Source organism: Pseudonocardia sp. EV170527-09, assembly GCF_008369905.1.
Taxonomy (GTDB): Bacteria; Actinomycetota; Actinomycetes; order Mycobacteriales; family Pseudonocardiaceae; genus Pseudonocardia.
This window is the reverse complement of the sequence record NZ_VRMC01000010.1, coordinates 21,346-35,287: the sequence shown is the minus strand read 5'-3', so window position 1 is coordinate 35,287 and position 13,942 is coordinate 21,346. Positions and strand designations below refer to the sequence as shown.

At 75.2% G+C, this 13,942-nt stretch carries 13 protein-coding genes; 9 read left to right on the top strand and 4 right to left on the bottom strand.

Going from position 1 to position 13,942, the window contains the following annotated elements:
- Nucleotides 1-7 precede the first annotated feature (7 nt).
- From FVA95_RS04675 to alc, 5 genes are read left to right on the top strand one after another with little or no spacing between them, the layout of a single operon-like run.
- Complete coding sequence (locus FVA95_RS04675; protein WP_149663099.1) at nt 8-796, top strand: hydroxypyruvate isomerase family protein; 789 nt, start codon at nt 8-10, stop codon at nt 794-796.
- Nucleotides 793-1,689: an NAD(P)-dependent oxidoreductase gene (locus tag FVA95_RS04670; RefSeq protein ID WP_149663098.1), complete on the top strand. Its 897-nt coding sequence runs from the start codon at nt 793-795 to the stop codon at nt 1,687-1,689. Before FVA95_RS04675 ends, FVA95_RS04670 begins: the two co-directional genes overlap by 4 nt.
- A complete protein-coding gene (gene gcl, locus FVA95_RS04665; protein ID WP_149663097.1) occupies nt 1,686-3,476 on the top strand; it encodes a glyoxylate carboligase in 1,791 nt (596 codons plus the stop codon). Before FVA95_RS04670 ends, gcl begins: the two co-directional genes overlap by 4 nt.
- Nucleotides 3,473-4,639 (top strand): glycerate kinase, encoded by a 1,167-nt coding sequence (locus FVA95_RS04660; RefSeq protein ID WP_149663096.1) that lies wholly within the window; start codon nt 3,473-3,475, stop codon nt 4,637-4,639. Before gcl ends, FVA95_RS04660 begins: the two co-directional genes overlap by 4 nt.
- Nucleotides 4,636-5,628: an allantoicase gene (gene alc / locus FVA95_RS04655; RefSeq protein WP_149663095.1), complete on the top strand. Its 993-nt coding sequence runs from the start codon at nt 4,636-4,638 to the stop codon at nt 5,626-5,628. Before FVA95_RS04660 ends, alc begins: the two co-directional genes overlap by 4 nt.
- Nucleotides 5,629-5,649: 21 nt before the next feature.
- Here alc and FVA95_RS04650 read toward each other — a convergent pair whose 3' ends face one another.
- The 3 genes from FVA95_RS04650 to FVA95_RS04640 all read right to left on the bottom strand — a co-directional run bounded on the left by FVA95_RS04650 (nt 5,650) and on the right by FVA95_RS04640 (nt 8,260).
- Entirely contained in the window at nt 5,650-6,138 is a 489-nt protein-coding gene (locus FVA95_RS04650) for a sodium-independent anion transporter (protein WP_161992198.1), read from the bottom strand.
- 342 nt (nt 6,139-6,480) lie between these two features.
- The gene (locus FVA95_RS04645; protein ID WP_149663093.1) at nt 6,481-6,981 is read right to left on the bottom strand and encodes a hypothetical protein; all 501 of its coding nucleotides are present in this window, start codon (nt 6,979-6,981) and stop codon (nt 6,481-6,483) included.
- Between the two features lie 379 nt (nt 6,982-7,360).
- A complete protein-coding gene (locus FVA95_RS04640) occupies nt 7,361-8,260 on the bottom strand; it encodes an oxaloacetate decarboxylase (RefSeq protein ID WP_149663092.1) in 900 nt (299 codons plus the stop codon).
- Nucleotides 8,261-8,390: 130 nt separating this feature from the next.
- Here FVA95_RS04640 and FVA95_RS04635 point away from each other — a divergent pair, with 130 nt between their 5' ends.
- From FVA95_RS04635 to FVA95_RS04620, 4 genes are all read left to right on the top strand, one after another.
- Nucleotides 8,391-9,338: an acyl-CoA desaturase gene (locus tag FVA95_RS04635; RefSeq protein WP_149663091.1), complete on the top strand. Its 948-nt coding sequence runs from the start codon at nt 8,391-8,393 to the stop codon at nt 9,336-9,338.
- A gap of 188 nt (nt 9,339-9,526) precedes the next feature.
- Nucleotides 9,527-11,503, top strand: coding sequence for an MFS transporter (locus FVA95_RS04630; protein ID WP_240051271.1), 1,977 nt, complete (start codon nt 9,527-9,529; stop codon nt 11,501-11,503).
- Nucleotides 11,496-12,122 carry a TetR/AcrR family transcriptional regulator gene (locus FVA95_RS04625; protein WP_149663090.1) on the top strand — a complete coding sequence of 209 codons (627 nt, stop codon included), beginning with the start codon at nt 11,496-11,498 and terminating at the stop codon, nt 12,120-12,122. Before FVA95_RS04630 ends, FVA95_RS04625 begins: the two co-directional genes overlap by 8 nt.
- 31 nt (nt 12,123-12,153) lie before the next feature.
- A complete protein-coding gene (locus tag FVA95_RS04620; protein WP_149663089.1) occupies nt 12,154-12,996 on the top strand; it encodes an alpha/beta fold hydrolase in 843 nt (280 codons plus the stop codon).
- 89 nt (nt 12,997-13,085) lie between these two features.
- Here the strand turns inward: FVA95_RS04620 and FVA95_RS04615 are convergent, their stop codons facing one another.
- On the bottom strand, nt 13,086-13,940 hold the full coding sequence (locus FVA95_RS04615) for an ABC transporter permease (RefSeq protein WP_149663088.1): 855 nt from the start codon (nt 13,938-13,940) through the stop codon (nt 13,086-13,088).
- Nucleotides 13,941-13,942: the final 2 nt, after the last annotated feature.

The following is a 13,942-nucleotide window of genomic DNA, read 5'->3' as shown; positions in this document are numbered from 1 at the left end:
CCCCTTCGTGCGCTACACCGTCAACTGCTCCATCGTCCTCGGTGACCTGCCGCTGTTGCAGCGTCCCGCGGCCGCCGCGGCGGCCGGCTTCGACGCCGTCGAGTTCTGGTGGCCCTTCGCCGCCTCCGTGCCCGGCGACCGCGAGGTCGACGCCTTCGTCACCGCCGTCGCCGACGCCGGCGTCACCCTCACCGGGCTCAACTTCTCCGCGGGCGACATGCCAGCCGGGGAGCGCGGGATCCTGTCCGACCCCGCCCGCGCGGGCGAGTTCGCCGACAACGTCGCCGTCGCCGTCGGCATCGGCGAGCGGCTCGGCACGCTGGGCTTCAACGCCCTCTACGGCAACCGTCGCGACGACCTGGACCCGCGTGTCCAGGACGAGACGGCGCGGGGCAACCTCGCGCTCGCCGCCGACGCGGCCGCCCGGATCGGCGCGGTCGCGCTGCTCGAGCCGGTCAGCGGCGTCGACGCCTACCCGCTGCGGACCGCCGACGACGCCGTCGCCGTGCTCGACCGGGTCGGGTCGCCGCACCTGCGGCTGCTGCTCGACGTCTACCACCTGGCCGTGAACGGCGACGACCCGGCGGCCGCGATCGACCGCCACGCCGACCGGATCGGCCACGTCCAGATCGCCGACTCCCCCGGCCGCGGCGAGCCCGGGACCGGGGACCTGCCGATCACCGACCTGCTCGCCCGGGTCGTCGCCGCCGGCTACGACGGGCCGGTCAGCCTCGAGTACAAGCCCGTCACCAACGACCCGTTCGGCTGGCTGGTCGGACAGGGAGCGTCCGCATGAGCAGCACCGACACCCGCACCGTCGCGTTCATCGGTCTCGGCATCATGGGTGGCCCGATGGCCCGCCACCTCGTGCGCGCCGGGCACGACGTCGTCGGCCACAACCGCAGCCCGGGCAAGGCCGAGGCGCTCGCCGCGGACGGCGGCCGCGCCGCGGCGCCGGTCGCCGAGGCGGTGGCCAAGGCCGAGGTCGTGGCCCTGATGCTGCCCGACTCCCCCGACGTCGTCGACGTCTGCACCCGCGACGGCGGCGTGTTCGACACCGCCGAGCCCGGCACCCTGGTCGTCGACTTCTCGACGATCCGGCCCGACGTCGCCCGGGACCTGGCCGCCGGTGCCGCCGAGCGCGGCCTGCGGATGCCCGACGCCCCGGTCTCCGGCGGCCAGGCGGGCGCCGAGAACGCCGCACTGTCCATCATGGTCGGCGGGGACGGGGCGGACGTGGCCGCGGCCCGACCGCTGCTCGACGTCGTCGGGAAGACCGTCGTGCACGTCGGCCCGTCCGGGGCCGGGCAGACGGTCAAGGCCGCGAACCAGCTGATCGTCGCCGGGAACATCGCCCTGCTCGCCGAGGCCCTGGTGTTCCTGCAGGCGCACGGCGCCGACCTCGACGCGGCCGTCGAGGTGCTCGGCGGGGGCCTCGCCGGGTCGAAGGTCCTCGACCAGAAGGCGCCCGCGATGCTCGCCGGGGACTACGCCCCCGGCTTCCGGATCGACCTGCACCACAAGGACATGGGCATCGTCGCCGACTCCGCCCGGGAGGCCGGTGTGGTCGCGCCGGTGGCCGCGCTCGTCGCCCAGCTCGTCGCCGCGACCCGTGCCGCCGGCGACGGCGGGCTCGACCACTCCGCCCTGCACCGCACCGTCCGCCGTCTGAACGGGGACCTGTCATGACCCGGATGACCGCGGCCGAGGCCGCCGTCCGCATCCTGGAGGCCGAGGGCGCCACGCAGGCGTTCGGCGTCCCGGGCGCGGCGATCAACCCCTTCTACGCGGCGATGCGCGCCCGCGGCACGATCGGCCACGTCCTGGCCCGCCACGTCGAGGGCGCCTCGCACATGGCCGAGGGCTTCACCCGGTCCGGTCCGGGCAACATCGGCGTCTGCATCGGCACCTCCGGCCCGGCGGGCACCGACATGGTCACCGGGCTGTACTCGGCGTCGGCGGACTCGATCCCGATCCTGGCGATCACCGGACAGGCGCCGGTCGCGCGGCTGCACAAGGAGGACTTCCAGGCCGTCGACATCGCGGCCATCGCCGCACCGGTCACCAAGATGGCGATGACCGTGCGCGAGGCCGCGCAGGTGCCGGGCGCGTTCGCCCAGGCGTTCCACCTCATGCGGTCCGGCCGGCCGGGCCCGGTGCTGATCGACCTGCCGATCGACGTGCAGCAGACCGTCATCGACTTCGACCCCGACACCTACGCCCCGCTGCCGGTGCACCGTCCGGCGATGACCGGCCCGCAGGCGTCGCGGGTGCTGGACCTGCTCGCCGAGGGCGAGCGGCCGCTGATCGTCGCGGGCGGCGGGATCGTCAACGCCGACGCCTCGGCCGAGCTCGTCGAGCTGGCCGAGATCCTCGGCGTCCCGGTGGTCCCGACCCTGATGGGCTGGGGCACGATCCCCGACGACCACCCGCTCGCCGCCGGAATGGTCGGCCTGCAGACCGCGCACCGCTACGGCAACGCCACGTTCCTGGACTCCGACGTCGTCGTCGGGATCGGGAACCGGTGGGCCAACCGGCACACCGGCGGACTCGACACCTACCGGCGCGGGCGCCGGTTCGTGCACGTCGACATCGAGCCGACCCAGATCGGGCGGGTCTTCGCCCCCGACTACGGCGTGGTCTCCGACGCCGGGGCCGCGCTGCGCGCCCTGCTGACCGAGGCCCGCCGCCGTCACGACGCCGGGACGCTGCCGGACCGCAGCGCATGGGCCGAGTCCTGCCGCGAGCGGAAGGCGACGCTGCTGCGGCGCACCGACTTCCCACACGTACCGATCAAGCCGCAGCGGGTCTACCAGGAGATGAACCGGGTGTTCGGCCCGGAGACCCGCTACGTGACGACGATCGGGCTGTCCCAGATCGCGGCCGGCCAGTTCCTGCACGTCTACCGGCCCCGGCACTGGGTCAACTGCGGCCAGGCCGGACCGCTCGGCTGGACCATCCCGGCGGCGCTGGGCGCCGTCGTCGCCGGCCCGTCGACCCCGGTCGTCGCGCTCTCGGGCGACTACGACTTCCAGTTCATGATGGAGGAGCTCGCCGTCGGCGCCCAGTTCGGGCTGCCCTACGTGCACGTCGTGGTCAACAACTCCTACCTGGGGCTGATCCGGCAGGCACAGCGCGCGTTCGACATGGACTTCGAGGTCTCGCTGGCCTTCGACAACATGAACGCCGACGAGGAGCTCACCGGACTGCCGAAGGGCTACGGCGTCGACCACGTCCGCGTCGCGGAGGGTCTGGGCTGTGTGGGTCTACGGGTCACCGACCCCGACGAGATCGCCACGACCCTGCGCCGGGCGTCGCAGCTGGCCCGTGAGCACAAGGTGCCGGTCGTCGTCGAGGTGGTGCTGGAGCGGGTCACGAACATCGCGATGGGCACCGAGATCGACGCCGTCACCGAGTTCGAGGACCTCGCGCAGACCCCCGCCGACGCCCCGACCGCGCTGGCCCACCTCAGGTGAGCGCGATCCTGCTGGCCCCGGACAAGTTCAAGGGCTCGCTGGACGCCGCCGCCGTCGCCGACGCGCTCGCGGCCGGGATCGCCGACGCCGACCCGGGCCGCCCGGTACGTCGCTGCCCGGTCGCCGACGGCGGGGAGGGCACGGTCGCCGCGGCACTGGCCGCCGGCTGGGAGCCGGTCACGACCACCGCGACCGGCCCCACCGGAACTCCGCTGACGGCCGTCTGGGCCCGGACCGGGGCGTCCGCACTGGTGGAGCTGGCGTCGACGGCCGGGCTCGCGGTCCTGCCCGGCGGGGTGCGCGACCCGGGCGGCGCGGGCACCGAGGGGCTGGGGACCGTGCTGGCCGCGGTGCTCGACGCCGGGTGCACCGACGTCGTCGTCGGGCTCGGGGGCAGCGCCACCACCGACGGCGGCGCCGGGCTGCTGCGCGGGCTCGGCGCCCGCGTGCTCGACGCCGACGGCGCCGAGGTCGGGCGGGGCGGCGCGGCGCTGGCCCGGGCCGAGCGGCTCGACCTGTCCGCGCTGCACCCGCGGCTGCGGGACCCGGCCGTCCGGGTCCGGCTCGCCGCCGACGTCGACAACCCGCTGCTCGGCCCGCACGGCGCCGCGGCCGTCTACGGTCCGCAGAAGGGCGCCGACGCCGGCGTGGTCGCCGCGCTCGACGCCGCGCTGGCCCGCTGGGTGCGGGTGCTCGCCGCGGCCACCGGCGGGGACCCGGCCACCCTGGCCGCCGCGCCGGGGGCGGGTGCCGCCGGGGGCGCCGGGCTCGCGCTGACCGCGGTCTGCGGGGCGCGGGTCGTCCCCGGCGTCGGTACCGTCCTGGAGCTGACCGGCTTCGACGACGAGCTGGCCGGCGCCGGTCTCGTCGTCACCGGGGAGGGCAGGCTGGACACCCAGACCCTGCACGGCAAGGCCCCGGCCGGGGTGGCCGCGGCCGCCCGGGCGTCCGGGGTCCCGGTCGTCGCCGTCGCCGGGCAGGTCACGCTGGACGCGGCCGCGCTGCGGACCGCCGGGTTCGCCGGGGTCTACGCCCTGACCGACACCGCACGCGACCACCACGACGCCGTCGACCGTGCCGCCGAGCTCCTGCGCCTGCTCGGCGCACGGATCGCCGCCGACCACCCGTCCCCCACCCGTCCGATGATCAGGAGCAGACCGTGACCGACCCCTCGCTCATCGACCTGGCCTCCCGCGCGCTCGGCGGCTCCGTCGTCGCCGCGAACGACGAGTTCTTCGCCCAGCGCGAGAACCTCATCACCGCCGCGCCGCCCCGCTTCGACCCCGACGAGTTCGGCCTCAAGGGCAAGGTCTACGACGGCTGGGAGACCCGCCGTCGCCGCGAGCCCGGCCACGACTGGGCGCTGGTCCGCCTGGGCGCGCCGGGTGTGGTGGACCACGTCGTCGTCGACACGTCCTGGTTCAAGGGCAACTACCCGCCGGAGATCGCGGTGGAGGCGACCGCCGTCGACGGGCACCCCTCGCCCGACGAGCTGGAGAAGGCACCCTGGCACGAGATCGTGCCGCGCTCGGCCTGCGCGGGGCACACCGCGAACGTCTACCCGGTGACCGACACCCGCCGGGCCACCCACCTGCGCCTGATCATGCACCCCGACGGCGGGATCGCCCGGTTCCGGGTGCTCGGCCGGGTGCTGCCCGACCCGCGGTTCCTGGAGGGCACCGTGGACCTGCTCGCGGCGGAGAACGGCGGTCACGTCACGGGCTGCTCCGACGCGTTCTACTCCTCCCCCGGCAACCTGCTGCTGCCCGGCCGGGCCCGGCACATGGGCGAGGGCTGGGAGAACGCCCGGCGCCGCGACGGCGGCAACGACTGGGTCGAGTTCGCCCTCGCCGCGGGCGGGGTGCCCCGGCACGTGGAGGTCGACACGACCTGGTTCGTCGGGAACGCGCCGGGCTGGGTCTCGATCAGCACCCGCGACGAGCGCACCGGCGGGTCGTGGACGGTGCTGCGGGACCGCGAGCGGGTGCAGCCCGACACCCGGCACCGGTTCCTGCTGCCCGGCGCCGCCGCGGCCACCCACCTGCGCCTGGACGTGTTCCCCGACGGCGGGCTGTCCCGGCTGCGCTGCTGGGGCGAGCTCGACGACGACGGCGCGGCCGCCGTGCGCCGCGCCCACGACGCGGCGGGCTGAGGGCCCCGGGGCCGGTCGCGGTCAGGTGGCGGAGGAGACCGGCCGGTCGTCCGTGCGGTCGTCCGTGCGGTCCTCCGTGCGGTCGTCGCCGGCCCGGCGCGGCCCGGGCACGGTCCCGCCCTCGCCAGCGGCACCGGGGCGGGCCGCGGTCAGTGTCCGGACGGCGACCTCGGCGGAGGGGAAGGCGCTGCACCGCTGCAGGACCTGGCGGGCACGCAGCGGCAGCAGCTCCGCCCGACCGCCGCACCCGGCCAGGTGCAGCCGCACGCCGTCGGCACGCGAGCGGGCGACGACCGCACCGAGCAGCTCGGTGGCGGGCCCGTCGAAGGCGTTGACCCCGGAGAGGTCGACGACGAGGTGGCCCGGGATCCGGCCGCACCGGGTCTGGGCGTCGAGCATCCGGGCCAGTGCCTCCACGCCCGGACGGTCCAGCCACCCGGACACCCGGACCAGCCGCACCCCCGGCCCTGCCGTCTCGACCGCCAGCCCGATCGCCGTCTGCCCCGCCACGTCCGCCTCCTCGCTCGCGCCGGGCCCACCGTGGGACCGGCACCGGCGACCTTCCCGGTGATCCACGAGCTACACGCGCACCGCCGGCTGGATCGATACCGTCGCCCGGTTCGGGGAAAGCGGACCAACCCGGCCGCCCCACGTGATATACATCACCTCGCGTGGCCGATCGGTCGGCACCGGCAGCCTCAGCCCCGTCGCACGCCACGCAGCCCGAGGACCCACTACCCGTCGCTGGGGAGCGGACGGGTGGTCGCCCCGGCCGGGGCCGGCGGATTCGGGACCGCCGACCCCGGCCGACACGGCCGCACCGACGGGGCGATCGCACCGCCCCGTCGGGGCTCAGGCCGGGCGGTGCCCGGCGCCGGGTGCGGGCCCGCCCACGGCGCGCGGCAGGTGCCGCGGGACACCGGCCGACCCCATGGCCGACTCCAGGGCCGACCTTCTGACCGACTCCCTGACCGACTCCCTGGCCGACTCCAGGGGGTGCAGCCGGTCGGCGCCGACCGCGGGCCGGACCGGCGCCGGGCGCAGCCGGTCGTGCGCCGCGGCCGTGAGCACCTCGACGACGGACTCGAACGACGGGTACCGCCCGTCCGGCAGCGGGACGAGCTGCTCGCGGACCAGGCCGCTCACCCCCCACGCCTCGGCCTCGGCGAGGATCTGCCAGCGATGGGCGGGCCAGCGCAGACCGGCCAGCACGCGTCGGAGGTTCTCGTGCAGCCGTTCCAGGTCGGCCGACGACACCGGCCGCGGGTCGGCCGGCGGCAGCGCGGTCCGGGCGCGCGCGACCGGCGCGGGGACCGGGCGCAGTGTGCGTCCCGGCACGGGGAGCGCGCTCATGCGACCCACCTCGTCTCCAGCTCGGGCTGCTGGGCCCCGCTGCACGCCGGGTCACCGTCGAGGTGACGGTAGGAGAAGGTGGGCCTCTCCAGCGGAGCGTTGGGGTCGGAGTGCCGGAAGATCCGACAGACCGAGCCGTCCGCGACCGACGACCAGCATCGTTCGCAGATGCGGAGCCGGGGAGTGTTCTGCTGCACGATCCACCGCCTGGGGCGATTCCGGGACCCTGCCGGCCCGACCCGTTCCGGTCGACGTCCGCAGGTCGGCAAGGTCATCTGCACCAAGTGTGGTGGACGACATATCGACCCGCCACTCGTGACCGTGTAGTGCCGACCTCTCCGCGGAGGAATGTGTGCGGCGGGCGGCGGCCGGGAACCGGTCAGCCGCCGTCGGCGCAGTAGCGCTGCTCGAGCTCGCGGACCTCCCCGAGCCCGGCGAGCTCGGCGAACGCGTCGAGACCGCCGAGCCGGTCGACCAGCGACGCCGGTGTGCCCTCCGCGCGCAACCGCTCCAGCAGCTCCCGCATCCCGGCCGTCGCCGCGAGCAGGGTGCCCACCGGGAACAGGACCAGGGCGAAGCCGAGCTCGGCGAGCCGGTCGCGCGACAGCGGCGGGGTGCGGCCGCCCTCGGCCCAGTTGAACACCAGCCGGTGCCCGGCCAGCGCGGTCGCGACGGTCTCGACGTCCCGCTCGGAGGTCGGCGCCTCCACGAAGAGCAGGTCGGCGCCGGCGTCGGCGAACCGGCGGGCCCGGTCGATCGCCGCGTCCAGCCCGTCGACGGCGGCGGCGTCGGTCCGGGCGATCACCAGCAGGTCCGGGTCGGTCCGGGCGTCGACGGCGGCCCGCACCTTGGCGACCATCTCCGCGGCGGGCACCACCTGCTTGCCCGCGAGGTGCCCGCACCGCTTGGGCATGACCTGGTCCTCCAGGTGCAGCGCGGCGACCCCGGCCCGTTCGTAGTCGCGGACGGTCCGGATGACGTTGAGCGGGTTGCCGTAGCCGGTATCCGCGTCGGCGATCAGCGGGAGGTCGACGGCGTCGGCCAGCCTGCCCGCGTGCGCGGCCATCTCCGCACCCCCGAGCAGCCCGACGTCGGGGCGGCCGAGCAGCCCGGCCGTCGTCCCGAACCCGGTCATGTAGACGACGTCGAACCCGGCCTGCTCGACCAGCCGCGCGGACAGCGCGTCGTACGCGCCGGGGGCGAGCACCGGGGTGCCGGCGTCGAGCAGGGCACGCAGCCGGGCGCGCCGGTTCCCGGGTCGGCCGAGCAGGTCCGCCACGGCGAGGTCCCTTCGTCGTGCTCCGATGGTGTCACCGGTCCCCCGGCCCGACCTGAGAAGTCCTCACTCAGGTTACGTGAGGGGGTTGTCCCCACTGTCCGTTCTGGTGCGAGCCGGAACCATCGTGGGCGTGACCGACACCCGGCCCGCGCCGCGCTCGGACTTCTCCGACCGGCTCCGCCATCCCGTACCGCACCTGTTCGTCTACGCGTTCGCGATCGTCCCGGCGATCGCGCTCGTCGCCGCCGTCCCGCTCGCCTGGGGCTGGGGGCTGACCTGGCTCGACGCCGGCCTCGCGCTCGGCCTGTACGTCGTGTCGATGCTGGGGGTGACCGTCGGTTTCCACCGCTACTTCACCCACGGCTCGTTCACCGCGAACCGGCCCCTGCGGATCGCGCTCGCCGTCGCGGGCAGCCTCGCCGTGCAGGGGCCGGTCCGGCACTGGGTGGCCGACCACCGCCGTCACCACGCCTACGCCGACGCCGAGGGCGACCCGCACTCGCCGTGGCGCTACGGCACCTCCCCCGCCGCACTGGTCCGCGGCTTCTGGCACGCCCACATGGGCTGGATCTTCGACCGCTCGCTGACCGACCAGCGCCGCTTCGCCCCCGACCTGCTCGCCGATCCCGACATCGACCGCGTGCACCGCGGTTTCACGGTCCTGACGATCCTGTCCGTGTTCGGACCCGGCGTCGTCGGCGGCCTGGTGACCTGGTCCTGGTGGGGAGCGTTCACCGCGTTCTTCTGGGCCGGGCTGGTCCGGGTCGCGGTGTCGCACCACGTCGCGTGGTCGACCAACTCGATCTGCCACCTCGTCGGCGAGCGGCCGTACAAGGCACGGGACCGTTCCACCAACGTCTGGCTGCTCGCCATCCCCAGCATGGGCGAGTCCTGGCACAACCTGCACCACGCCGATCCCACCTCGGCCCGGCACGGTGTCGGTCGCGGCGAGATCGACATCTCGGCCGGCACGATCCGACTGTTCGAGAAGCTGGGCTGGGCGTGGAACGTCCGCTGGCCGACCGAGAAGCGCCTGGCCAAGCTGGCCGTCCGGCCCGACGAGCCCGCCACCGCCTGAGTCCGTCACCGCCTGGGTCCGTCACCGCCTGGGTCCGCCCCCGGCGGAGGGCTCCCGGCGGGGTCCCGGGGCGGCGGGCACGATCTGCCCGGCGCCCCGCGACCGGCCGGGCCGCATCGGTGCAGAGTGTGCGCCGACGCACGATCGGCAAACTTGCACAGTCTGCATCTTTGCGCCAGAATCGTTGCGTGACGTCAACTACCCGCCCCGCGCGCACCCCCGAGGAGGCCGCGGCCCACCGCCGCGACGTACTGCTCCCCCTGACCGGCCTCCTGATGGCGCTGTTCGTCGGCGTGCTGTCCAGCACGATCGTGTCGAACGCGCTGCCCCGGATCCTGGGCGACCTCGGCGGGACGCAGGCCGAGTACACGTGGGTGGTCTCGGCGTCACTGCTGGCGATGACGGCCTCGACCCCGATCTGGGGCAAGCTCGCCGACCTCTACTCCAAGAAGCTGCTGGTCCAGGCCGCGATCGGGATCTTCCTGGTCGGCTCGCTGCTCTGCGGGCTGGCGGTCTCCACCGGACAGCTCATCGGCTTCCGGGTCCTGCAGGGCCTCGGCATGGGCGGTCTGCAGGCGCTGACCCAGGTCGTGATCGCGGCGATCATCACCCCGCGCGAGCGCGGCCGCTACATGGGCTACCTCTCCGGGATCATGTCGATCGCCGTCGTCGGCGGGCCGCTGCTCGGCGGCATCATCGTCGACTCGCCGCTGGGCTGGCGCTGGTGCTTCTTCGTCGGCGTCCCGCTGGCCGCGCTCTCGCTGCTCGTGCTGCAGCGCACCCTCAACGTGCCCACCCCCGTCCGTGCCGACGGCGAGCGCGTCAGCATCGACTACCTGGGTGCCACCCTCATCGCCGCCGCGGTGTCGGCGCTGCTGCTGTGGACCTCGTTGGCCGGCAAGCAGTTCGCGTGGGCCTCGCCCACCTCGTTCGGCCTGATCGGCGCCGGCCTGGTGCTGCTGGTGGCCGCGGTCGTCGTCGAGCGACGGGCGAAGGACCCGGTCGTGCCGCCGTTCCTGTTCCGCGACCGCACCGTCGTGCTCGCCACCGTCGCGAGCCTGTTCGTCGGCGTCGCGATGTTCGGCTCCACGATCTTCCTGTCGCAGTACTTCCAGCTCGCCCGGGGTGCCACGGCCACCGAGGCCGGGCTGCTCACGCTGCCGATGATCGTCGGCATGTTCGGCGCGTCGAACATCGCGGGTCAGCTCATCAGCCGCACCGGCGTCTGGAAGCGCTACCTCGTCGGCGGTGCGATCTCGCTGACCGCGGGCCTGTCGCTCGGCGCCGCGGTGATCTCCTCGACCGCGCCGTACTGGCTGGTCGCGGTCGCGATGGCGCTGGTCGGCATCGGCGTGGGCACCACCCAGCAGAACCTGGTGCTCGCCGTGCAGAACACCGTCGCGCTGCGGCACATGGGCGCCGCGAGCTCCACGGTGACCTTCTTCCGCTCGCTCGGTGGTTCGGCCGGTGTCGCCGGGCTGGGCGCGCTGCTCGCCTCCGTGGTCGGCTCCCGGACCGCGGCCGGGCTGGCCGAGGCCGGCGTCGACGGCGGGGCGGCGGTCGGCGGCGGCCAGGTGCCGCACCTGGCCGACCTGCCCGAGCCGGTGCGCTCGATCGTCATGGAGGCCTACGGGCACGCCACCTCGATGATCTTCCTAGTGGCGGCGCCGCTCGCCGCACTGGCACTGGTGGCGATCCTGGCCCTGCGCGAGGTACCGCTGCGCGACACCCTCGACATCGAGAAGCCGGCCGACCCCGCTGCCGGGGCCACCGTCACCCCGGTCCCGCCGACCGGTCCGTCCGGTCCGGTGCTGCACGGGTTCGTGCGGGCCGACGGCGCCCCGGCGGGCGGTGCCGTGCTGACCGTCCTCGACCCCACCGGCGACGAGCTCGGCCGGACCCGCGCCGACGCCGACGGGCACTATCGCATCTGCGTCGCCACCGGGATCGTGTCCACCGTGTACCGCTGGGAGGGCCGCCCCGCGGCGCGCCGGGTCACCGTCGGCTCGGACGGGCTCCGCCTCGACGTCGACCTGCCGGCCGGCACACCCGCCGACGGTCCCGCCGACGGCACGGCACGGACCGACGGGCAACCGGGCCGCCACGAGCTCGTCTCGGTCATCGAGGCGCCCGAGCGCGAGCGGACCGGAGCCGACCGTGGCTGAGCAGGCCGTCCCCGGGCGTCGCGAGCGCAAGAAGGCCGCCACCCGAGCCGCGCTCGCCGGTGCCGCGCTGCGGCTGTGCAGCGCCCGCAGGCTGGACGCGGTGACCGTCGAGCAGATCGCCGACGCGGCCGACGTCGCGCCCCGCACCTTCTTCAACTACTTCACCTCCAAGGAGGAGGCGGTCGTGGCGGCCAACGAGTCGGCGGCGGACACCCTGCTGACCGCGTTCGCCGCCCGCCCCGACGACGAGCCGGTCGCCGAGTCGCTGCGGCACGCACTGCGCGCCGTGGTCACCGACCCCGGCTACCTCGACCGGGTGCAGGCGCTGCGGGCGCTGCGCGGGTACCCGACGATCGTCGCGCACCAGCTGGCCGCGTTCGCCGCCCAGGAGCGGGCGCTGGCCGAGGCCGTCGTCACCCGGACCGGGTCCGACCCGGCCCGCGACCTCTACCCGACCCTGGCCGCGGCCGCCGCGGTGACCGGGCTGCGCGTCGCGGTGCAGCACTGGCTGGGCGACCACGGCGTGGACCCGCGCTCGCCGACGCTGTCCCAGCTGGTGGACGAGGTCATGGCCGTGTTCGACGCCGGCCTGCGCGCGCTGGCGGGGGCCCCGGCCTGACCCCGCGGGCGGCCGGGAGAGGATCACCGGCGTGCCCGTCACCACCGTCCTGGACCGTCCGGCCCCGGCGCCGCTGGAACTGACCCTGCACCCGGTGCCCGACCCCGGTGTGCCCGTGCTGCTGGTCGTGCCCGCGATGGGGCTGCGGGCGTCGTTCTACGCCCCGCTGCTGACCGCGCTGGCCGACGCCGGCGTCGCCGCCGCGGTCACCGAGCTGCGCGGGCACCAGGCCCGCCCCGCTCCCCCGCCCGGACGCCGCAACGACTTCGGCTACGAGGACCTCGTCGGCGACCTCGCCGCCGCCGTCGAGGCGGTGCGCACCGCGCGGCCGGGCGCGCCGGTGTTCGTCGTCGGACACAGCCTCGGCGGGCACCTCGCCGCCGCCTACGCCGCACGGCACCCCGACCGCATCGACGGTGTCGCCCTGGTCGCGTCCGGCAGCGTCGACTGGCGGGTCTGGGGGCTCGCGCACCTGCTGCGCACCCAGGCCGTCGTGGCCGCGTCGACGCTGATCGGGCACTTCCCCGGCGACCGGATCGGCTTCGCCGGGCGGGAGGCCCGCGGGCAGATGTGCGACTGGGGCCGGTGGGCCCGCACCGGGCGGCTCGCGTTCGGCACGCCGCGGGTCGACCACACCCCGTCGATCGCCGCGGTGCACCTGCCGGTCCTCGGGATCGGGTTCGAACGCGACGGGTTCGCCCCACCCGCCTCGGTCGATGCGCTGCTGGCCATGTTCGGCGCGGCGACCCGGAGCCGCCGCCACCTCGACGTCCCCGGGGCGCGCCCGCACATCGGGTGGGCACGCGAGCCGCAGGCACTCGCCGTCGTCGTGCCGGTGCTGACCGACTGGGCCCGGGACGCCGCCGGGGCGTGACCCCGGCGGCGTCGCCGCGCTGAAGGTCGCCGTGATCGGGCAGCCGTGCTCGGGTCGGCGTGCTCGGGTCGCCGTGCCGCCGCGGCCGGTCAGACCCCGGTGTTCACCGACTCGTGCCACGGGATGACCAGGCGCTTCGCGGTCGTCACCATCATGTAGAGCAGCGACCCCAGCACCGCGAGCAGCACGATCACGGCGAACAGCCGTGGTGCGTCGAGGGCGTTGAGGCTCGACACCACGAGGTAGCCGAGCCCGGCGCTGCCGCCGAGGTACTCACCGACGATCGCGCCGATCACCGAGAACACGATCGCGACCTCGGCGCCGGCGAACACGTACGGCAGGGTCGCGGGCAGCTCCAGGTTCCGGAACGTCGCCCAGCGCGAGGCGCCCAGCCCGGTCATCACGTCGCGGTGCCCGCGCTCGACCGAGCGCACCCCCAGCATCACGTTGAGCATGATCGGGAAGAACGCGAGCAGCCCGGCCATGATGATCTTCGAGGTGGGGCCGAAGCCGAACCAGATCACGAAGATCGGCACGAACGCCACCTTGGGCACGACCTGCAGCGCGACCAGGGCGGGCTGCACCGCGCGGCGCAGCCACTCGATGCGCCCGAGCACCGCGCCGACGCAGACGCCCGCGACGAGCGCGGCGCCGAACCCGACGAGGACCTCCAGCAGTGTCACACCGATGTGGCCCCAGATCTCCGGGTCGGCCAGCAGCTCCCCCGGCGCCCCGACGACGGCGGCCGGCGCGGGCAGGATGAACTCCGAGACCCCGACCACCGAGACGGTGAACTGCCAGACTCCCACGAGCAGCAGCAGGAGCACCGGTCCGGAGATCCACGGCAGGCGCCGCAACCACGGGGACTCCTTCTCCGGGCCGCCCGGGTCGGTCACGGGGGTGGCGGGCTCGGTCGCCGCGGCGGGCCGTTCGGTCGTGGTCATCG

Coding starts and splice junctions, on each gene's coding strand:
- gcl (WP_149663097.1), top strand. CDS start 1,686: ATGACCCGGATGACCGCGGCCGAGGCCGCCGTCCGCATCCTGGAGGCC.
- FVA95_RS04645 (WP_149663093.1), bottom strand. CDS start 6,981: ATGAGCGCGCTCCCCGTGCCGGGACGCACACTGCGCCCGGTCCCCGCG.
- FVA95_RS04670 (WP_149663098.1), top strand. CDS start 793: ATGAGCAGCACCGACACCCGCACCGTCGCGTTCATCGGTCTCGGCATC.
- FVA95_RS04615 (WP_149663088.1), bottom strand. CDS start 13,940: ATGACCACGACCGAACGGCCCGCCGCGGCGACCGAGCCCGCCACCCCC.